We start from the raw sequence: 20,413 nt of genomic DNA, 5'->3' as shown, positions 1-20,413 counted from the left end.
TTCGTGTTTCCTTTATCTCAGTTGGAGTGCTCCAGGCCATACGCCGCTGAACGGGCGCTTGCGCTTTTTGTTCCTATTTCTTCAATTTAAGCACCAATTCATCATCCGGTGTGACAAAAACGGTCTGTTGATTATCATAAATCACGAAACCTGGCTTAGCACCGCTTGGTTTTTTAACAAACCGGACCTTAGTGAAATCAACAGGAACTGAGCTTGAATTTCTTGCCTTACTATAATAGGAGGCCAAAACAGCAGCTTCCCGAATCGTCTCGTCAGACGGTTCTTTGCTGCGTATCACCACGTGAGACCCGGGAATATCCTTCGTATGCAACCAAATCTCATCCCTTGCGGCCAGCTTATTGGTTAAATAGTCGTTTTGCTTATTATTTTTCCCGACGATGATATCTGTCCCATCACTAGATACAAACTGATCTAAAACCGGCTTAGCATTCTGGGGCTTTTTCAATTTCTTTTTCTGCCGTTCACGGATATAACCGCCCTCAACTAGTTCTTCACGAATTTCTTGAATATCCTTTGGAGAAGCAGCTTGTACCTGTTGCAATAAATTATCAAAATAAGCTACTTCAACTTGTGCTATTTCAATTTGCTCAACGACAATTTCAACAGAATTTTTTGCCTTTTGGTATTTAGAAAAATATTTTTGGGCATTTTCAGATGGTGTTTTTCTGGGATCGAGCGGAATTAATAGAGTGCCACCGGATTCATCATAATAATCGAGAACTTCAATCTCACTCATTCCTTTCTTAGCGGCATATAAATTGGCAGTTAACAACTCGCCGAAGCGTTGATGTTGATCGGCACGCTCAGCTTCTTTTAGAGTAGCCTTGAGCTTGTCAATTTTCTTTACATTCTTTTCTATCTCATTATCAATAAACCGTTCAATATCATTCCCCTGCTGTTTTACCCGGTCTCTCTCCGCTTTGCCAAAATAAAAACGGTCAAGCATTTCACTTAGTGTATGATAGGTTTTTATTTCTCCTTTTAAATGCTCAAGTGGAAATAAGTAAAAAGCATCCTTACCGCCTGCTGAGACAATCGAAGGGGAAATATCACCCGCTTCAACATTTTTCACCATGCTAAGAAATGTTTCCGGAACAGTTGCACGATTCGCAAGGCCGCTTTGGAAGATAACTTCCTTGGCAAAAAGAGGAGAGACACCAGCGAATTGCTCAACTAATTGGCGGTCAATTTTTCCTGCATTAAAATCCACTTTTCTTAATACATCCGTTTCCGTGGCAGTAAACGGATTTTGCTTATGTTGTTCAGGTGGGGAAATATAAGGTTGCCCAGGCAAAATGGCCCGATGACTGTTGACCGCAAAGGAAACATGTTTGATGCTGTCAAGAATGACATTTCGAGTTTTATCGACCAGAACGATATTGCTATGCCTGCCCATAATTTCAATAATTAATTGTTTATAGCTGATATCGCCAATCTCATTTCTGCCCTTAATTTCTAGGACAATCATCCGGTCTGTTTCTACTTGATATAAATCCTCTAAAATATATCCCTCAATATGTTTTCTAAGGAGCATACAAAACATGGGAGCTTCACTTGGATTTTCATAGGCTTCATTAGAAAATTGGACACGTGCGTAGCTTGGGTGAGCGGATAAAAGCAGCTTTTGATTCACTCCATTCGCACGAATTGTGAGAATCACTTCATTTTTATAGGGTTGATGAACTTTATTGATACGCCCGCCTTTTAAGGAACGAACAAGTTCATCGACCATTGCTTTTGTAAATAAACCATCAAATGACATGGAAAACATCCTTTACTACATTCATATGAATTCATTATATCCTACTTAAAAAAATCCTGTCTTATTTTTAACTTTATTCTAATTTAACTTTCACCATATCATAGCATTTTTTTGGACGACCCTGAATAAGCTTTCCATAGAGCAAGTCTCATACAATAATGGGGGAAGTGAGATGGTCGGATGAAATTCCATGAAATGAAGATAGAACAAGTAGAAAAGGCCTTAGAAACCGACTTTTCTTCTGGATTATCACAGGAAGAAGTAAAAAAACGAATAAATCAGTACGGCCTCAATGAATTGGACGAAGGAGAAAAGCAATCCGCTTTACTCTTATTTTTTAGTCAATTTAAGGATTTTATGGTCTTGGTTCTCCTTGCAGCTACACTGATCTCCGGATTGCTTGGTGAATATATCGATGCGATTGCGATTATTGCCATCGTCATAATCAACGGATTTCTTGGTTTTTTTCAAGAAAGGCGGGCAGAGAAATCGCTTGATGCTTTAAAGGAATTATCGGCACCACAGGTTTCAGTTCTACGTGATGGTCAATGGATTAAAATTCCTTCAAAAGAAATAGTATTAGGGGATATTTTGAAGTTTACTAGCGGAGATCGCATTGGAGCGGATGTCCGGGTAATTGAGTCAAAAAGTTTAGAAATTGAAGAATCCGCACTTACAGGAGAATCCGTCCCCGTCTCAAAGCATATTGAGTCCTTGACGAACCCAAACCCGGGAATTGGCGACATGGAGAATATTGCGTTTATGGGGACGATGATAACACGGGGAAGCGGGATAGGCGTCGTTATTGCAACAGGCATGAAAACAGCAATGGGGCAAATTGCTGATTTACTCCAAAATGCTGAGTCCCAGGATACTCCATTACAGCGCCGCTTAGAGCAGTTGGGTAAAATCCTAATAACGGTCGCCTTGTTGCTAACCGTTCTTGTGGTTGTAGTTGGTGTTTTACGTGGACATGACCTCTATGAAATGTTCTTAGCCGGTGTATCTCTTGCGGTTGCAGCTATCCCGGAAGGACTGCCGGCGATTGTTACCGTGGCATTATCGCTCGGAGTTCAAAAAATGATCAAGAAAAATGCAATTGTCAGGAAGCTGCCCGCCGTTGAAACCCTTGGCTGTGCATCAGTCATCTGTTCTGATAAAACAGGTACAATGACTCAAAACAAAATGACGGTTACTCATTTGTGGAGTGGGGGTCAAACGTGGACGGTTGACGGGGTTGGCTATCAACCTCAAGGTAATTTTTATAGAAATGAAAGAAATATTAATCCACGCGATGAAAAGGCCTTGCAGCAAATGCTGATCTTTGGAATGTTATGTAACCATTCAGATTTAATCGTGAGGGATGATGAATATTTTCTTGACGGAGACCCAACAGAAGGGGCACTGTTGGTAAGCGCTATGAAAGCAGGTTTTGCTCGAACTAAATTATTAGATGAATTTACGATTATTAATGAATTCCCTTTTGATTCAGCCAGGAAAATGATGAGCGTACATGTGAAAGACAAGCAGGGCCGGCATTTTATTGTTACTAAAGGGGCCCCGGACGTCATCTTAGGAATTAGTGAGTCGGTCCTTTGGGACGAGCGGACACAATTTTTAAATAAGCAGACACAGGAAAACGTTCAAGAGGCAATAAACGGACTAGCCTCACAGGCACTTCGAACGATTGCAATTGCGTTTAAACCTATTCAAGCGAACACGATCATTTTAAGTGAACATGAAGCAGAGAAAAATTTAACCCTTATTGGCATTCAGGGAATGATTGACCCGCCAAGACCTGAAGTGAAAAAGGCGGTAAAGGAATGTAAAGAAGCGGGTATTAAAACAGTGATGATTACGGGTGACCATGTGATTACGGCAAAAGCGATTGCCGCACAACTTGGGATCATAACCAATAAAAGTAAGGTCATAGATGGGAATGCTTTATCTAAAATGTCAGTCGATGAGCTCGAAGAAGTCGTAGATGATGTGTCGGTATTTGCGAGGGTCTCACCTGAACATAAACTGAAAATTGTTAAAGCTTTACAAAATCGCGGTCATATTGTCGCGATGACAGGGGATGGAGTGAATGATGCTCCGGCCATTAAGGCAGCTGATATTGGAGTGGCAATGGGGATTACAGGTACAGATGTCGCCAAAGAAGCATCGGCTCTAATCCTGTTGGATGATAACTTTGCCACAATTAAGGCTGCAATCGTAGAAGGTAGAAATATCTATGAAAATATTCGGAAATTTGTTCGTTACTTACTGGCTTCCAATGTTGGGGAGATTTTGGTCATGCTATTTGCGATGATCTTAGCACTGCCGCTGCCGCTCATTCCGATCCAAATTCTTTGGGTGAATTTGGTGACAGATGGGTTGCCGGCTATGGCCTTAGGCCTCGATCGTCCTGAAGAAAATGTAATGAAACGCAAACCGCGCAGCCCCGATGAAGGTGTTTTCTCACGAGGATTAGGCTGGAAGGTAGTGTCACGGGGGTTTCTAATCGGGCTCGTCACATTGATTTCCTTTATGATTGTTTACGATAATAATCCATCCGAGTTGCAGTATGCACAAACCGTTGCATTTGCTACACTTGTAATGGCTCAATTAATTCATGTCTTTGATTGTCGCAGTGAAAAATCAGTCCTTTCAAGAAATCCTTTCGGAAATCAGTATCTAGTTTGGGCGGTTATATCTTCGCTTGCATTGATGTTTGTCGTCATTTATTACCCGCCGCTACAGCCTATTTTCCATACACTGCCGATAGCAGCTAAGGATTGGCTGTTGATTGTTGGATTATCATCCATACCAACTTTTTTACTAGCAGGGTCATTTTTGTTAAGAAAAACAAAATAAAGTGTGTTATAATCCAAAAGGTAATAGATTCCACTCTATTACCTTTTGCCTATTAAAGAATTTTTAGCAAGCCGATCAATTTTTCAGGAGATTGGATGTGCACTAAATGGTTATAAGTATGACAGGCTTTGGAAGAGCTAAAACAGAATCAGATTGCTTCTCTGTTAATGTGGAAGTAAAAACAGTGAACCACCGTTTTTGTGAAATGAATATCCGCATGCCAAGGCAGCTTTTAAAAATAGAAGATCGTATGAAAAAGAAACTTAATCAGTATATCCGCCGTGGCAGGGTAGAAGTTTACGTTAGCCTGGAGGGTGAAGGTGTCGTAACCCGCAAAGTCCACGTTGACTGGAAATTGCTTGATGAGTATTACCAAGTGATTAAACATGCTCATGAAAAATATGACGTTGAGGGAACGGTAACGCTTCAGGACTTGCTTAATAGAAGTGAACTTTTACATATTGAAGAAAGTGAAACTGGTAATGAAGAGCTTGAGAATCTAGTTCTAGCTGCAATAGAAGAAGCTGCCAGGCTGTTAAAAAAAATGCGAATGGCAGAAGGAGAAGAATTAAAAAAAGATTTGCTCGCCATTTTATCTCAATTAGATACCCATGTATTAGAACTCCAGAAATTTGCTCCACTCGTGGTTCAATCCTTTAAAGAGCGTTTAACCAAAAGAATGGAAGAGTTTGTTAATGGGCAATTGGATGAGACGAGACTATTGACGGAAGTAGCTGTGTTTGCTGATAAAGCAGATATAAATGAAGAAGTCACTCGCTTAAAGAGCCATCTGCAGCAATTCTTGCAAACCCTTGATAGTATCGAACCAATCGGGAGAAAGTTAGATTTTATCGTTCAGGAAATGAACAGAGAAGCCAATACGATTGGTTCTAAAGCGAACGATTCCAACATTGCAAAAAAGGTTGTCGATATTAAAAGTTTACTTGAAAAGCTGAAAGAACAGGTGCAAAATATCGAGTAATCGAGTAATCTTGTTTAGAAACTGTTTGGGACGGTCAAAATATATTATTAATGATTGGATGAATACCATGTCGATTAAATTAATTAATATTGGATTTGGAAATATCGTTTCTGCCAATCGAATTATTTCAATTGTCAGCCCTGAATCTGCTCCAATAAAAAGAATAATACAAGATGCCCGGGACCGGGGTGCATTAATTGACGCCACATACGGCAGGCGGACACGAGCAGTAATTGTTATGGATAGTGATCATGTTATTCTTTCAGCTGTACAACCTGAAACGGTAGCACACCGCTTAGCTGATCGTGACGAAATAATTGATGAAGGGTAGGATTTTTTAAAATGCAGGAAAAAGGATTGCTGATTGTACTTTCTGGGCCCTCAGGTGTTGGAAAAGGAACGGTTCGGAAAGAAATATTTTCCCACCCGGATACAGCTTTTGAATACTCTATTTCGATGACAACCCGCGTACCGCGAGAAGGGGAAATTGATGGTGTCGATTACTTCTTTAAGTCAAGGGAAGAGTTTGAACAATTAATAGAACAGGGGAAATTGTTGGAGTATGCCGAATTTGTCGGTAATTATTACGGGACCCCTGTGGACTATGTGCGTGAAACCTTAGATGCTGGTAAGGATGTTTTTTTAGAAATCGAAGTAAAAGGTGCCCGTCAGGTTCGAGAAAAGTTCCCTGAAGGTTTATTTATTTTCCTTATGCCACCAAGTTTATCCGAATTAAAGAATCGGATTGTCACCAGAGGGACAGAAACAGATGACATCATCCAAAACCGCATGCTGTCTGCACGCGAGGAAATTGAAATGATGGAACTATATGATTATGTTGTTGAAAATGACCAAGTGGAGCGCGCATGTGAACGCGTAAAATGTATTGTTACCGCGGAGCATTGCCGTAGGGAACGTGTTGAACACCGTTATAAAAAATTGCTGGAGGTTGAATGATAATGTTATATCCTTCTATTGATTCGCTACTTGAAAAAATTGATTCTAAATACTCGCTTGTATCTGTTGCTGCGAAGCGTGCACGTGTTATGTCCCAAATAAAGGATGAAAGATTGCCAAAGTATGTTTCCTACAAGCATGTTGGCAAGGCACTTGAGGAAATATATAGCGGTGAATTAACCTACCGGATTTCCAAAAAAGCTGAAGGATCTGCGGAATAGTTTTCATCAATGATAAATTGACAGAGATTTTCTGAGAGAAGGCCTGACAAAAGGGGGTAATCCTTACGTGTCAGCCTTTTTTATTTTGGTTATCCTGATTATGTAGAATTTGTCGAATTACGAGTGGAAAAAGATGAAAAATTGTTTTCATTCTAGCATAATAAAGGAAGAGTGAAATGGACGAGAAGCGGGGGAATCCAATAATGGTACAGGATAAAAAAATATTATTATGTGTTACAGGCGGAATCGCCGTATATAAAGCTGCCGCACTAACAAGTAAGCTAGTACAGGCGGGAGCCCATGTAAAAGTCATTTTAAGTGAATCTGCACAAAAATTTGTTACCCCATTAACTTTTCAGGCGTTAGCACGTAATGAGGTATATGTTGATACCTTTGATGAAAAAAATCCGCATGTAATTGCTCATATTGATTTAGCTGATTGGGCCGACTTAATCCTTTTGGCCCCTGCAACTGCAAATACGATAGGGAAAATAGCTGGTGGAATCGCCGATAATATGATCACAACGGTATTGCTAGCAGCTACATCACCAGTTTGGATTGCCCCTGCGATGAATGTGCATATGTACGACCATCCAGCTGTGAAAAAAAACCTCTCTATTTTAGCTGATTTCGGATATCAATTTATTGAACCAAGTGAAGGGTATCTTGCCTGTGGCTATGTCGGAAAGGGCCGATTAGAAGAACCAGAAAAGATTGTCGAGCTTGTCCAACAGTTTTTTACCAATCAAGCTCACAAAAATTTAAAAGGTAAAATAGTAGTCGTAACAGCAGGGCCTACCCGGGAAAAGATTGATCCGGTCCGTTTTATTTCCAATCATTCCACAGGGAAAATGGGGTATGCACTGGCTGAGGAGGCAAAAAAACAAGGAGCCCATGTTGTATTAGTTTCGGGTCCAGTTGAGTTGCCAGCTCCATTGGGATTGGACATGGTGAAAGTCGAGAGCGCCGAAGAAATGTACAACGCAGTCTTGAAATACTATGACACTGCTGATGTCGTCATTAAAACAGCTGCAGTTGCCGATTACCGTCCAAAAATCACATATGACCATAAGGTTAAGAAGCAGGCCGGTGATTCAAGTATTGAATTAGAAAGAACAAAAGATATATTGTTAGAATTGGGAAAACGGAAAAAGAACCAAGTATTGGTGGGCTTTGCAGCTGAAACGGAAAATATTGAAGAGTACGCAAGGAAAAAATTAACGGCAAAAAATGCAGATATGATTGTTGCGAATAACGTGAAAGCAGAAGGAGCGGGGTTTGGGACAGATACAAATATTGTCACTCTTTTCAAACGGTCCGGCTCTGTTTTGGATTTACCGCTTATGTCAAAAAGTGAAGTGGCAAAAAGGATTATCGGTGAAATTACTTTCCTTTTGAAGGATATGGATGAAAATGGAAATCGCTAATGTGATTGTGGATATCCCGGCAAAACAAACCGATAGGGCGTTCGATTATTTAATTCCAGCTGAATGGAGTGGTACAATTCAGCCGGGAATGAGAGTGATCGTTCCATTTGGTCCGAGAAAAATCCAAGGATTTGTCACTTCACTTAAAACACAATCTGAATTTGAAAAATTAAGAGAAATTATCGAGCCGATGGATTTCGAGCCAGTCTTAAACAAGGAATTACTTGAACTAGGTGATTGGATGACTGAGCATACGCTATGTTTTAAAATCTTTGCCTTCCAGGTTATGCTTCCTGCGGCGTTAAAGGCTAAATACGAAAAAAAAGTTAAACTTGCTCAGGGGGTGGAGGCGTCTGCTTTATCATCAGAACCTCTCCAAACTCTTTTTGAGAACAATCTTATGGTTGACTGGGAAGATGCTTTGAAACAGGGAATCGTTCCTTTATTACTAAAGGAAGCAGCAAAAGGGACGCTTGAAGTCATTTACATTGTGAAGGAAAAGGTTAGAAAGAAGCAGCGGAAGTTTGTTCGACCGCTTGTATCGCTGGAAGAATTAAAATTGGAAGTAGACCGATTCCCGGCAAAAGCGGAAAAGCAAAAACAGGTATTGAGTTATTTTACCGAGCATTTCGAGCCAGTCGAATTAAGACAGCTTGTCGCTAAAGTAAAAACAACCTCCGCAACAGTAAAGGTGCTGGTTGAAAAAAAGCTGCTTATTGAGTATGACATGGAGGTTTATCGCAATCCTTTTGAACATAAGACTTTTAAACGAACCAAGCCATTACCACTAACAAATTCCCAACAAACAGCGATTGGACCGATCCTAAACGCAATTGAAACCAAACGACATGAAGTATTCTTGCTCTATGGTGTAACGGGGAGCGGCAAAACAGAAATTTATCTCCAATCTATTCAGGAAGTTATTGAAAGAGGACAGGAAGCCATTGTACTCGTACCGGAAATTTCACTCACCCCTCAGATGGTGAATCGATTTAAAGGGAGATTCGGGGACTTAGTGGCAGTTTTGCACAGTGGTTTGTCTGCGGGGGAGAAATATGATGAGTGGCGTAAAATTCAACGAAAAGAAGTAAAAGTAGCTGTTGGAGCGAGATCAGCCATTTTTGCCCCATTTGAAAACCTCGGCATTCTTATTATTGATGAGGAGCACGAAACCAGCTATAAACAAGAGGAAATGCCCCGTTATCATGCTAGAGAAGTGGCAATAGAAAGGGCAAAAACGTATAGCTGTCCGGTTGTGCTCGGAAGTGCTACTCCGTCACTTGAGTCGTTTGCCAGGGCTCAAAAGAAGGTGTATCATCTATTATCGCTCCCAAGCCGGATGAATAATCAAGCCTTGCCAGCAGTGGAGATCATTGATATGCGCGAGGAACTTCGTGACGGAAATCGGTCCATGTTTTCTCGAAAGCTTTTTGACATGCTCAAGGACAGATTAGAAAAACAACAACAATCTGTTTTATTTTTAAATAAACGGGGACATTCTTCGTTTGTCATGTGCCGTGATTGCGGCTATGTAATGAATTGCCCAAACTGTGATATTTCGCTTACCTATCACCGGGTAAATGAACAAATGAAATGTCATTATTGTGGGTATGAAAGTCATGTTCCGCATCAATGCCCGGAGTGTTCCAGTGATTATATTCGTTATTTCGGGACTGGTACTCAAAAGGTCGAAGACGAACTTGGTAAGATACTTCCTGAGGCAAGAGTTATTCGCATGGATGTCGATACTACCGGACGCAAGGGATCACACGAACGATTATTAACTGATTTCCAGAATGGCAAAGCAGACATTCTCCTCGGGACCCAAATGATTGCCAAAGGGTTGGATTTCCCCAATATCACCTTGGTTGGTGTGCTTTCAGCTGACACCATGCTGCATTTACCTGATTTCCGTGCATCTGAAAAAACGTTTCAATTATTAACTCAGGTAAGCGGTCGGGCGGGACGTCATCAGTTGCCGGGAGAGGTCATTATTCAGACCTATTCGCCGGAACACTACAGTATCGAGCTTGCGGGAACACAAGATTATGATCTCTTTTATCAGCGTGAAATGATGATTCGAAAAATCCGTCATTATCCACCCTTCTATTATCTATCCTTGATAACAGTCAGCCATGAAAAGTTGATGACAGTTGTAGCGGCGACAGAGAAAATTGTTAATTATGTACGTTCGCAAGTATCAAAGGATGCTGTCGTTTTAGGACCTGCAGCCTCGCCAATACCTAAGATTAATAATAGATATCGCTATCAATGTCTGATAAAATACAAGCGGGAACCGAACATGACAAAAATGTTAAAAACGATCTTGGACCAATATCAAAAAGATACCAAAAGCGGCTTACTGGTTTCAATAGATGTTAACCCATTCATTTTAATGTAAGGCAAGCCTTAGATAATCATGCTATAAAAGGTTATTATTTCGCTTTTTTGGTGAAAATGTAAGCAATTAATAAATTTATAAAGCCTTGAAAAGATTGGCATTAATGGGGGAAAGAATTTGACTGTACTCAAAGTAGTAAATTACCCTGCTGAGATACTTGAGCAGACTTGTAAACCAGTGATTAAGTTTGATAGAAAGCTTGCAAAAATACTTGATGATATGTATGACACGATGATTGAATATGACGGGGTGGGACTAGCTGCTCCGCAAATTGGATTGGACGCACGTATCGCAATTGTGGATATTGATGATGAATTAGGGACAATTGAAATGATTAACCCTGTGATTATAGAGACCTCGGGAGAACAATCTGGACCAGAAGGTTGTTTGAGTTTCCCTGGATTGTTCGGAGAAGTGACACGGCCGAATTTTGTTAAAATTAATGCCTTTGACCGAAAAGGCAGAAAATACACGTTAGAGGCAGAGGAGTTCCTGGCAAGGGCGATTCAACATGAAATCGATCATCTTGATGGGATTTTATTTATAACCAAAGTAACGAGATATTTAGAGGAAGATGAGTTAAAAGGAGTAGAAACTGAATGACCAAAATAGTTTTTATGGGTACTCCAGATTTTTCTGTCCCGATTTTACAACAATTGATTCAGGATGGATATGAAGTCATTGGTGTAGTTACCCAACCAGATCGACCGGTGGGAAGAAAAAGGATTCTAACCCCTCCCCCTGTGAAGGTTGAGGCGTTGAAGCACGATATTCCCGTCTATCAACCAGAAAAAATTCGTCAAGCAGAAGAACTTGATAAAATCCTTTCATTGAATCCGGATTTAATTGTCACGGCTGCGTTTGGCCAAATCTTACCTAAACAGCTGCTAGAAGCTCCTAGGTACAGATGTATAAATGTTCATGCCTCCCTGCTTCCGGAACTACGCGGTGGTGCTCCTATCCATTATGCTATTATGCAAGGAAAACAGAAAACTGGTGTCACCATCATGTATATGGTGGAAAAATTAGATGCAGGTGATATTTTAACAAGAATTGAAGTCCCGATTGCAGAAGAGGACAATGTGGGAACACTGCATATCAAATTGAGCACAGCCGGAGCTAAATTGTTATCTGAAACCTTGCCGCTTCTATTGGATGGCCGTCTGACCCCCAAGCCTCAAAATAATGAAGAAGCCACGTTTGCAGCCAATATTAAGCGCGAACAAGAAAAAATTATTTGGTCGAGAACAGGTGAAGAAATCTATAATCATATCCGCGGCCTAAATCCATGGCCAGTTGCCTTTACCACCTTGAATGGTCAGGTCATAAAGATATGGCGGGCAGAAAAGTTAACAGGACAAAAGAGCGTTACACCTGGAACAATTCTTACGATAGAACCTGACGGGTTTTCAGTAAGTACCGGTAATGAAACGGCCATCAAAATCATTGAGCTACAGCCTTCTGGAAAAACAAAAATGATGAGTGAACAATTTTTAAGAGGTTCAAAAATTTCAATTGGCACCAAGCTGGGAGAATAAAATGACTTCAACAATAACGAATGTACGAGCAATTGCAATGGATATCTTAGTTGCGATTGAAAAAAACCAATCCTACAGTAATTTACTGCTTAATTCTACAATTGAAAAACACGATTTGTCTGCTAAGGATGTCGGACTTCTTACTGAATTGACGTATGGAACATTACAAAGAAGAATGGCGCTTGACTATTATTTAGAGCCGTTTGTCAAAGATAATAAGAAGTTAGCCAGTTGGGTTCATCATTTACTAAGACTTACGCTCTATCAAATGGTTTATCTCGATCGTATACCGGATAGAGCTGCTATCTATGAAGCAGTGGAAATTGCTAAAAGTCGTGGTCATAAAGGGATAGCAAGTTTAGTAAATGGAGTGTTGCGGAGCATTCAAAGAGAAGGACTTCCGTCCATGGAGGTTGTCACGGACCCAAACAAAAGATTATCACTTGAAACGAGTCACCCTGAATGGCTGATTACTAGATGGGTAAACCAATTTGGTTACCAAAAAACGAAAGAAATGTGTGAGATCAACCTAACAGCTCCATTGCAAACAGCCAGAGTTAATCTTACAAAAGTTTCAAGAGATGAATGTGTTGCAATTTTAGAAGAGGATGGTTTTCAAATCGAAACGAGTCCTATTATTCCTGAGGCAATTCGATCGATAAAGGGAAATCTAGCATCGACAATCTCATTTAAGTATGGAATGTTTACGATACAAGATGAAAGTTCAATGCTTGCAGCCTATGCATTAGGGGCGGAGCCAAACGAATTTATCCTCGATGCCTGCGCGGCACCGGGTGGTAAAAGTACACATATTGCTGAGAAAATGAATAATACGGGTGAAGTTATCTCGGTTGATCTTCATCAGCACAAAGTAAGATTAATTAATGATAATGCAAAACGTTTAGGGTTAGAAAATATTAAAACAAGTGTATCTGATTCAAGAAAAATACAAGAAAAGTTCCAAACTGAATCATTTGACCGGATTCTTCTTGATGCTCCTTGTTCCGGTCTCGGGGTCATGAGGAGAAAGCCAGATATGAAGTATACTAAAACCGAGATGGATATTCAGCGGTTAAGTACAATTCAGCAAGACTTATTAACGTCCGTAACCCCCTTATTGAAAAAGGGCGGCATTCTTGTCTATAGTACATGTACAGTAGATAAAGAGGAAAATGAATTTACGGTTAAGACATTCCTTCAGAATAACCCTCAATTTGAAGGAGATGCATCCTTCAAAAGCAGGATGCCTGAAGCTATCCAGCCATTAATCACGGGCTTTGATTTGCAAATATTCCCACAAGATATTGGGTCAGATGGATTTTATATTGCAGTTTTAAGGAAGAAGGTGTAACGGTTGGAACAATTAAATACAACTGAGACAAATACAGCTAAGGAAATAAAGAAGAAATCAATTTATTCATTGCAGCTTAACGAATTAAAGAATTGGCTTTCAGAGAATGGTGAAAAGCCATTCCGTGCCGAACAAATCTTTGAATGGCTTTATAAAAAACGAATTACATCATTTGAGGATATGAGTAACGTCGGAAAAGGTTTACGTGATAAGCTTGCAAGTCATTTTGACCTTACAACATTAAAAACGGCGATTCAACAAACATCATCTGATGGAACAATCAAATTTCTGTTTGAACTTCATGATGGATATTCGATCGAAACGGTGCTAATGCGCCATGATTATGGAAACTCCGTTTGTGTTACGACACAGGTTGGCTGCCGAATTGGCTGCACTTTTTGTGCCTCCACATTAGGCGGATTAAAAAGACATTTAGAAGCAGGCGAGATCGTCGCTCAAGTTGTAAAAGTACAACAAACACTTGACGAAACAGATGAGCGTGTAAATTCCGTTGTCATCATGGGTATTGGTGAACCATTTGATAACTACGATAACATGCTTTCATTTTTAAAAATAATTAATCATGAAAAGGCTCTTAATATCGGAGCACGCCATATAACCGTATCGACAAGCGGTATTGTTCCAAAAATCTATCAATTTGCAGATGAAAATACACAAATTAATTTTGCTATTTCTTTGCACGCTCCTAATACGGAATTGCGCTCAAGGTTAATGCCTATTAACAAGGCATATAAACTTGATGACTTAATGGAATCAGTAAGGTATTATATCGATAAGACAGGACGTAGAATAAGCTTTGAATATGGTCTTTTTGGCGGTGTAAACGATTCAGTCGAACATGCGGAGGAGTTAGCTGTTTTATTAAAAGGTTTAAAATGCCATGTGAATTTAATTCCTGTAAACTATGTTCCTGAAAGAGATTATGTTCGGACACCAAGAGACAAAATTTTCGCTTTTGAAAAAACATTAAAAAACCGAGGAATTAACGTAACCATTCGCAGGGAGCAAGGGTCAGATATCGCTGCAGCATGCGGGCAACTTCGTGCAAAGGAGCGGAAAGAGGAGACGAGGTGACAAAAGTGAAGGCTGTATTTAAAACGGACCAGGGTAGAGTTCGGCAGAACAATGAGGATAGTGGTGGTACTTTTGTTAATCGGGACGGACACCGCCTTGCCATCGTAGCAGATGGTATGGGCGGACACCTTGCCGGTGATGTTGCAAGTAAAATGACAGTATCGCATCTTCAAGAAATGTGGGAGCAATCCGAAGGAATTCAAACAGCTGATCAAGCAGAAGCATGGCTGAAAACCCATGTTCTTCAGGTTAATCAATTATTGTTTGACCATTCAAGAAGTCACGTGGAATGTGAAGGTATGGGGACTACTATTGAAGCTGTGATTGCTGCAGATAACTTTACAACGATTGCACATGTAGGGGATAGTCGTGTGTTTATCTTAAATGATTCAGGCTTCAAGCAGTTAACTGAGGATCATACACTGGTTAATGAATTAGTTCGAACCGGACAAATCAGCAAAGAAGATGCCGAACATCATCCAAGGAAAAATTGGATACTAAGAGCGTTAGGAACGGAACAAGATGTAAAAATTGATATTAAAACAATTATGTTCGAAGAAGGAGATTTTCTCCTGTTGTGTTCTGATGGGTTGTCAAATAAAGTTAATGAAAAAGAAATAGTTAATATACTTCAAAATGAAGATTCGCTTGAACAAAAAGCTTCCACACTGATTGACATCGCAAATGAGAATGGCGGAGAAGACAATATTACCCTAATCATATTAGAGTATGCTAATGATATTGAATTGGGTGATGAGCAGTGATTATTGGAAAAAGAATAAGCGGCCGCTATAAAATTCTTGAAATGATTGGCGGAGGCGGAATGGCCAATGTCTATTTAGCACATGATATGATTTTAGACAGAGAAGTAGCCGTAAAAATGCTCCGCCTCGATTTTGTCAATGATGAGGAGTTTATTCGACGCTTTCATAGAGAAGCACAATCAGCAACAAGTCTAACCCATCCAAATATCGTTAGTATTTTTGATGTGGGTGAAGAGGATTCCTTATACTATATTGTCATGGAATACGTGAATGGGCAAACATTAAAGCAATACATAAATCAACATTCGTCACTCCGTGTCGAAAAAGCATTAGATATAATGATGCAAATAACGTCTGCAATTTCCCATGCCCATCAAAATCATATTATTCACCGTGATATCAAGCCGCATAACATACTAATTGACCGGAATGGCAATGTGAAAATCACTGATTTTGGAATAGCCATGGCATTAAGCGCAACAAGCATTACCCAAACCAATTCTGTTTTAGGTTCTGTCCACTATTTATCGCCGGAACAGGCTCGTGGCGGAATGGCTAATCGAAAATCGGATATTTATTCACTTGGAATTGTCATGTTCGAAATATTAACGGGCAGGCTTCCCTTCTCGGGGGAATCGGCAGTATCGATTGCATTAAAGCATCTCCAGTCCGAAACACCCTCTGTTAGAAGGTGGAATTCAAATATCCCGCAAAGTGTAGAAAATATTGTCCTTAAAGCAACGGCAAAGGACCCATTCCATCGTTATAACAGTGTTGATGAGATGGAGGAGGATTTAAGGACGGCACTAAATCCTGAAAGAATGAATGAACCAAAGTTTATTATTCCAATTGATGATGAGGCAACCAAAGCCATTCCAATTATAACTGATGACCGTCCACATAAAAACCTGGATGAAACATTAGTGCATAGTAATGAAAAAATATCTCCTGTTAAAAAGGATGCACAAAAAAAGGAGCAAAGTAGTAAGAAAAAGCGAAAAAAATGGCCGATCGTGTTAATATCAACTTTCCTTATTCTTTCCATTCTTGGAATATTAGCTGTTACATTTTTACCTGGTTTATTGTCTGCTAAGGACGTCAAAATTCCTGATGTAAGTGGGATGGATGCAGATGATGCGATTTCTGAGCTTCAACTCAGCGGATTAGTGGTTGACAAACAGGTTGAAATTTCTGATGATTTGGTGGCTGAAGGAAAGGTTGTCAAGACCGACCCCGAATTTGGCAATACAGTCAAGGAGAACGCAAAAGTTAATTTATATATTAGTACCGGAAAAGAAAAAATTGTACTATCTAATTATGTAGGCAGGCTTTATGATGATATTTTCCATTTATTAGAAGATGGGAATTTTAAAGATATATTAAAAACTGAGAAATACGATGATAGTGAACCAGGGACTATTATTAGCCAAAACCCTTCAGGTGGCGAAAAAATTATTCCAGAAGATACTGAATTAGAATTTGAAGTCAGTAAAGGACCTGAAATAATTGTCCTAAGGGACCTAACCGAGTACAATTTAAAAGGGGCCGAGGATTATGCCTCATTAGTAGGGTTGTCATTAAACGTCTCAGAAGAAAAATATGATGAGAAAATACCTGCTGGCATGGTGATTTCACAAACACCATCGTCTGGAACAGAACTGAAAAAAGGCGATAAGGTTTCAGTTATTATTTCAAAAGGAAAAGAAGAAAAACCGCCTAAAACGGTAATTAAAGACATAACAATTGATTACGAACCAACTGTCCCTGTGCCAGTGCCTGGTGAACCAGTGGAAAAACAAGAAGTTCTTATCTACATCGAAGATATGAATCACAGTATGACAGAACCTGCTGAAACCTTTTTTATTACTGAAACAACAAAAAAACAAATTGAACTTACGATTCCTTTTGGTGGTAAAGCCGGTTACAAGATTATTCGCGACAAGAAAGTAATAGCAGAGGACGTAATTAACTACCCGGAATCAGAATAAACAATATTTCTTTGCTTTTTATAAAAATCAGCTTTCCCGCAAAATATGAATGATAAGTTGACGTTTTCTTATTGAAAGACAAGGAGTGTGACTATGCCTGAAGGGAAAATTGTTAAAGCATTAAGCGGTTTTTATTATGTACTTGATGACAATAAAATGATTCAATGCCGTGGGAGAGGGGTATTTAGAAAAAATAAAATTACCCCTCTTGTCGGTGACGAGGTTGTTTTTCAAGCTGAAAATGACTTGGAAGGGTATATTATGGAAGTTAAGACACGCAAGAACGAATTGATTCGTCCGCCAATCGCGAATGTCGATCAAGCAATTCTTGTGTTCTCGGCTGTTGAGCCAGATTTTAGTACAGTTCTTTTAGATCGTTTCCTTGTTCTGGTTGAGTTTAATCGGATTGAACCGCTTATATGTATTACCAAAATGGATCTGACCAACGATGAGCAACAAAAGAAGATAAAGATATATGCAGAGCAATATACTACTGCAGGTTATCAAGTAATCTTAACTTCTTCCGAAACAGAAGCAGGCGTCGAACTTTTAAGTCCGCACGTTAATAATAAAATATCCGTTTTTGCCGGCCAATCAGGAGTGGGGAAATCTTCCTTGCTGAATGTCTTAAGACCGGATCTTGAATTAAAAACAAATGATATTTCCTCGCATCTAGGCAGAGGAAAGCATACAACAAGACATGTGGAGTTAATTCAGATTGGAGATGGTCTAATCGCAGATACACCAGGATTTAGCTCATTGGAATTTACGAATATTGAAGTGGAAGATTTGACTTCTTGTTTCCCTGAAATACAAAGAGCTAGTGAGAATTGTAAATTCAGAGCCTGTCTGCACGGAACTGAACCAAAATGTGGTGTCAAAAAGGAAGTTGAAGCTGGTCAAATCCCAGCGTATCGATATGAACATTATTTGAATTTCCTCCAGGAGATAAAAGATAGAAAGCCGAGGTATTAAGTATGGTAAAAATAGCACCTTCGATTCTCTCTGCCGATTTTTCGAAATTGGGTGAAGAAATTATTGCTGTTGAAAAAGGTGGAGCAGACTATATTCATGTTGATGTCATGGATGGTCACTTTGTACCGAATATTACGATTGGTCCACTCATTGTTGAGGCCATTCGACCAATCACGAAGCTGCCACTTGATGTCCACCTAATGATTGAAAATCCGGATCAATATATTGGGGCATTCGCTAAAGCTGGAGCCGATTATATTACAGTTCATGTGGAAGCATGTCGTCATCTTCACCGCACAATTCAAAATATAAAGTCCTTTGGTATCAAAGCGGGAGTGGTTTTAAATCCTGCTACTCCCGTTGAGAGTATTCAACACATCATTGGAGATATTGATATGGTATTATTAATGTCTGTCAATCCAGGTTTCGGCGGGCAGAAATTCATTCCAGAGATCCTTCCGAAAATAAAGAAAGTTAAAGAAATGGCTGAGCAAAAAGGCTTAGACATTGAGATTGAAATTGATGGCGGTGTCAATTCAGAAACGGCAAAACTGTGTGTGGAAGCAGGAGCTACTGTGTTAGTCGCGGGTTCAGCTATATATAATCAAGAAGATTATGCGGAGGCAATTTCGCTGATAAGAGGTTAATGCAAAAAGCCAGCTTTCGTGCTGGCTTTTTGCATATGGAAAAGGAGATTTTTTATGATTATAAATATTCTAGCCGGCGGCCCTGAAAGCCTTTTGCCTGATTTAAGCGAGTACTTAGAGAAAGACTCGATTTGGGTTGGAGTTGACCGGGGTGTCTATTATTTGTTAAAAAGAAATATTACTCCAAAGATTGCTTTTGGGGATTTTGATTCTGTATCAGCAGAAGAATTGATGTTTATTGAAGAACGCGTAACCGAATTGAAGAAGTATAAGCCTGAAAAAGATGAAACAGATATGGAGTTAGCCCTCAATTGGGCACTTGATCAAAATCCAAGTATGATCCGGTTATTTGGTGCAACCGGGGGCCGGCTCGATCATTTATTTGCCAATGTCCACTTATTAGTAAATCCGCTTAGAACTAAAAAATCAGCGAATATCTGCTTAATTGATAAATATAATCTCATTTTTATTAAAGGACCTGGTCGTTATACGATTGAAAAAATAAATACAAAAAAATATATTTCCTTCGTTCCTTTAACACTTAATGTACAGAATCTCACCCTTGAGGGCTTTAAATTTCCTTTGGAAAATCGTCATATTTCAATCGGGTCCACACTATGTATTAGTAATGAACTTAATAGTGATTATGGTACTTTTTCATTTTCTGAAGGCATATTAATAGTGATAAGAAGTCATGATTAATAGGCAATACAATTAGGTACTGATTTCGTTCGTTTGAATAAAATGGTAGGGCGTTCGAAAAAAGTTGAGTTGAAATAAGCTGGGGAGATTTATGAGGAGGGACAGTATGAAATTCTATACAATTAAATTGCCGAAATTTTTAGGCGGACTTGTCCGTGCGATGATTGGGGCGTTTAAAAAGAACGAATAGCATAGGTATTAGTGTTGATAACCTTTTCTTAACGAATGGCACCCGATAAATTTGGGTGCTTTTTATTTCGGTTATTTGGGAATAATAAAGAGTAGTGCTGTTATGTTAAATTTTATTTTTTGGACAAAAAGAAAAGACATCCGATTCGGATGCCCATTCCATATTAAACGCGTTCTACTTTACCTGATTTCAACGCTCTTGCAGAAACCCAAACACGTTTAGGCTTTCCATCAACAAGAATACGTACTTTTTGTAGGTTAGCACCCCATGTACGCTTGTTTGCGTTCATAGCGTGAGAACGTGCGTTACCAGTTGTTGTTTTCTTTCCAGTTACAACACATTGACGTGGCATAATGATTTCCCTCCTTAACTACCAAAAGCTTTATACAGCTATCTTTAAGATCCTCATCAGAAAAAAGAAAATTGGCTGAACAAATTTTCTAGTCTTGAGATACCTTAATAATTTATCATACAACGTATTTGATTGCAATAGTTAGCTTTCAAGAAAAATACCTTGACATGACTATTAATAA

At 39.5% G+C, this 20,413-nt stretch carries 19 protein-coding genes; 17 read left to right on the top strand and 2 right to left on the bottom strand.

Translation table 11 applies throughout. The annotated features are described in order from the left end of the window. Window positions 1-73: 73 nt before the first annotated feature. A complete protein-coding gene (locus RCG22_RS07940) occupies window positions 74-1,783 on the bottom strand; it encodes an Rqc2 family fibronectin-binding protein (RefSeq protein ID WP_308106451.1) in 1,710 nt (569 codons plus the stop codon). Window positions 1,784-1,963: 180 nt separating this feature from the next. Between RCG22_RS07940 and RCG22_RS07935 the strand changes: the two genes are divergently transcribed. The 17 genes from RCG22_RS07935 (at window position 1,964) to spoVM (ending at window position 19,880) form a co-directional block, all read left to right on the top strand. Further along, window positions 1,964-4,642 carry a calcium-translocating P-type ATPase, SERCA-type gene (locus RCG22_RS07935; RefSeq protein WP_308106450.1) on the top strand — a complete coding sequence of 893 codons (2,679 nt, stop codon included), beginning with the start codon at window positions 1,964-1,966 and terminating at the stop codon, window positions 4,640-4,642. Between the two features lie 106 nt (window positions 4,643-4,748). Beyond that, window positions 4,749-5,624, top strand: a complete 876-nt coding sequence (locus tag RCG22_RS07930) for a YicC/YloC family endoribonuclease (RefSeq protein ID WP_098261138.1) — start codon at window positions 4,749-4,751, stop codon at window positions 5,622-5,624. Window positions 5,625-5,691: 67 nt separating this feature from the next. Next, entirely contained in the window at window positions 5,692-5,955 is a 264-nt protein-coding gene (gene remA / locus RCG22_RS07925; protein WP_026566410.1) for an extracellular matrix/biofilm regulator RemA, read from the top strand. An 11-nt stretch (window positions 5,956-5,966) separates the two neighbouring features. Continuing rightward, window positions 5,967-6,581 (top strand): guanylate kinase, encoded by a 615-nt coding sequence (gene gmk / locus RCG22_RS07920; RefSeq protein WP_098261139.1) that lies wholly within the window; start codon window positions 5,967-5,969, stop codon window positions 6,579-6,581. Window positions 6,582-6,583: 2 nt separating this feature from the next. Next, window positions 6,584-6,802: a DNA-directed RNA polymerase subunit omega gene (rpoZ, locus tag RCG22_RS07915; RefSeq protein ID WP_098261140.1), complete on the top strand. Its 219-nt coding sequence runs from the start codon at window positions 6,584-6,586 to the stop codon at window positions 6,800-6,802. 203 nt (window positions 6,803-7,005) lie between these two features. Next, complete coding sequence (coaBC, locus tag RCG22_RS07910; RefSeq protein WP_308106449.1) at window positions 7,006-8,229, top strand: bifunctional phosphopantothenoylcysteine decarboxylase/phosphopantothenate--cysteine ligase CoaBC; 1,224 nt, start codon at window positions 7,006-7,008, stop codon at window positions 8,227-8,229. Further along, window positions 8,216-10,630 carry a primosomal protein N' gene (gene priA / locus RCG22_RS07905; RefSeq protein ID WP_308106448.1) on the top strand — a complete coding sequence of 805 codons (2,415 nt, stop codon included), beginning with the start codon at window positions 8,216-8,218 and terminating at the stop codon, window positions 10,628-10,630. The genes coaBC and priA overlap by 14 nt, the downstream gene beginning before the upstream one ends. Before the next feature lie 117 nt (window positions 10,631-10,747). After that, window positions 10,748-11,233 carry a peptide deformylase gene (gene def / locus RCG22_RS07900; RefSeq protein ID WP_308106447.1) on the top strand — a complete coding sequence of 162 codons (486 nt, stop codon included), beginning with the start codon at window positions 10,748-10,750 and terminating at the stop codon, window positions 11,231-11,233. Next, a complete protein-coding gene (gene fmt / locus RCG22_RS07895) occupies window positions 11,230-12,168 on the top strand; it encodes a methionyl-tRNA formyltransferase (protein WP_308106446.1) in 939 nt (312 codons plus the stop codon). The genes def and fmt overlap by 4 nt, the downstream gene beginning before the upstream one ends. A gap of 1 nt (window position 12,169) precedes the next feature. After that, a complete protein-coding gene (rsmB, locus tag RCG22_RS07890; RefSeq protein WP_308106445.1) occupies window positions 12,170-13,519 on the top strand; it encodes a 16S rRNA (cytosine(967)-C(5))-methyltransferase RsmB in 1,350 nt (449 codons plus the stop codon). A gap of 3 nt (window positions 13,520-13,522) precedes the next feature. Beyond that, window positions 13,523-14,614: a dual-specificity RNA methyltransferase RlmN gene (rlmN, locus tag RCG22_RS07885; protein WP_098261145.1), complete on the top strand. Its 1,092-nt coding sequence runs from the start codon at window positions 13,523-13,525 to the stop codon at window positions 14,612-14,614. 5 nt (window positions 14,615-14,619) lie between these two features. Continuing rightward, the gene (locus RCG22_RS07880) at window positions 14,620-15,378 is read left to right on the top strand and encodes a Stp1/IreP family PP2C-type Ser/Thr phosphatase (RefSeq protein WP_166254000.1); all 759 of its coding nucleotides are present in this window, start codon (window positions 14,620-14,622) and stop codon (window positions 15,376-15,378) included. Continuing rightward, a complete protein-coding gene (pknB, locus tag RCG22_RS07875; RefSeq protein ID WP_308106444.1) occupies window positions 15,375-17,366 on the top strand; it encodes a Stk1 family PASTA domain-containing Ser/Thr kinase in 1,992 nt (663 codons plus the stop codon). The genes RCG22_RS07880 and pknB overlap by 4 nt, the downstream gene beginning before the upstream one ends. A 93-nt stretch (window positions 17,367-17,459) precedes the next feature. Then, window positions 17,460-18,341, top strand: a complete 882-nt coding sequence (rsgA, locus tag RCG22_RS07870) for a ribosome small subunit-dependent GTPase A (RefSeq protein WP_308106443.1) — start codon at window positions 17,460-17,462, stop codon at window positions 18,339-18,341. Window positions 18,342-18,343: 2 nt separating this feature from the next. Then, window positions 18,344-18,988, top strand: coding sequence for a ribulose-phosphate 3-epimerase (gene rpe, locus RCG22_RS07865; protein ID WP_308106442.1), 645 nt, complete (start codon window positions 18,344-18,346; stop codon window positions 18,986-18,988). Between the two features lie 54 nt (window positions 18,989-19,042). Then, window positions 19,043-19,690, top strand: a complete 648-nt coding sequence (locus tag RCG22_RS07860; RefSeq protein ID WP_098261149.1) for a thiamine diphosphokinase — start codon at window positions 19,043-19,045, stop codon at window positions 19,688-19,690. Window positions 19,691-19,796: 106 nt separating this feature from the next. Beyond that, window positions 19,797-19,880, top strand: coding sequence for a stage V sporulation protein SpoVM (gene spoVM, locus RCG22_RS07855; RefSeq protein ID WP_035445740.1), 84 nt, complete (start codon window positions 19,797-19,799; stop codon window positions 19,878-19,880). Window positions 19,881-20,043: 163 nt separating this feature from the next. On the opposite strand, the gene rpmB is transcribed toward spoVM, so the two are convergent. Further along, window positions 20,044-20,232: a 50S ribosomal protein L28 gene (rpmB, locus tag RCG22_RS07850; RefSeq protein ID WP_026566424.1), complete on the bottom strand. Its 189-nt coding sequence runs from the start codon at window positions 20,230-20,232 to the stop codon at window positions 20,044-20,046. Between the last annotated feature and the right edge of the window lie 181 nt (window positions 20,233-20,413).

Source organism: Neobacillus nitrireducens, from assembly GCF_030915405.1.
Lineage (GTDB): Bacteria > Bacillota > Bacilli > Bacillales > Cytobacillaceae > Neobacillus.
The sequence above is the reverse complement of the archived record's forward strand: the minus strand, read 5'-3'. Positions and strand labels throughout refer to the sequence as shown.

What these genes read in the sequence shown, in the direction of transcription:
- priA (WP_308106448.1), top strand. Translation starts at nt 8,216, where the DNA reads ATGGAAATCGCTAATGTGATTGTGGATATCCCGGCAAAACAAACCGAT.
- RCG22_RS07930 (WP_098261138.1), top strand. Translation starts at nt 4,749, where the DNA reads ATGGTTATAAGTATGACAGGCTTTGGAAGAGCTAAAACAGAATCAGAT.
- rpoZ (WP_098261140.1), top strand. Translation starts at nt 6,584, where the DNA reads ATGTTATATCCTTCTATTGATTCGCTACTTGAAAAAATTGATTCTAAA.
- coaBC (WP_308106449.1), top strand. Translation starts at nt 7,006, where the DNA reads ATGGTACAGGATAAAAAAATATTATTATGTGTTACAGGCGGAATCGCC.
- RCG22_RS07860 (WP_098261149.1), top strand. Translation starts at nt 19,043, where the DNA reads ATGATTATAAATATTCTAGCCGGCGGCCCTGAAAGCCTTTTGCCTGAT.
- RCG22_RS07935 (WP_308106450.1), top strand. Translation starts at nt 1,964, where the DNA reads ATGAAATTCCATGAAATGAAGATAGAACAAGTAGAAAAGGCCTTAGAA.
- rpe (WP_308106442.1), top strand. Translation starts at nt 18,344, where the DNA reads ATGGTAAAAATAGCACCTTCGATTCTCTCTGCCGATTTTTCGAAATTG.
- RCG22_RS07940 (WP_308106451.1), bottom strand. Translation starts at nt 1,783, where the DNA reads ATGTCATTTGATGGTTTATTTACAAAAGCAATGGTCGATGAACTTGTT.
- spoVM (WP_035445740.1), top strand. Translation starts at nt 19,797, where the DNA reads ATGAAATTCTATACAATTAAATTGCCGAAATTTTTAGGCGGACTTGTC.
- remA (WP_026566410.1), top strand. Translation starts at nt 5,692, where the DNA reads ATGTCGATTAAATTAATTAATATTGGATTTGGAAATATCGTTTCTGCC.
- rpmB (WP_026566424.1), bottom strand. Translation starts at nt 20,232, where the DNA reads ATGCCACGTCAATGTGTTGTAACTGGAAAGAAAACAACAACTGGTAAC.
- rsgA (WP_308106443.1), top strand. Translation starts at nt 17,460, where the DNA reads ATGCCTGAAGGGAAAATTGTTAAAGCATTAAGCGGTTTTTATTATGTA.
- gmk (WP_098261139.1), top strand. Translation starts at nt 5,967, where the DNA reads ATGCAGGAAAAAGGATTGCTGATTGTACTTTCTGGGCCCTCAGGTGTT.
- fmt (WP_308106446.1), top strand. Translation starts at nt 11,230, where the DNA reads ATGACCAAAATAGTTTTTATGGGTACTCCAGATTTTTCTGTCCCGATT.
- rsmB (WP_308106445.1), top strand. Translation starts at nt 12,170, where the DNA reads ATGACTTCAACAATAACGAATGTACGAGCAATTGCAATGGATATCTTA.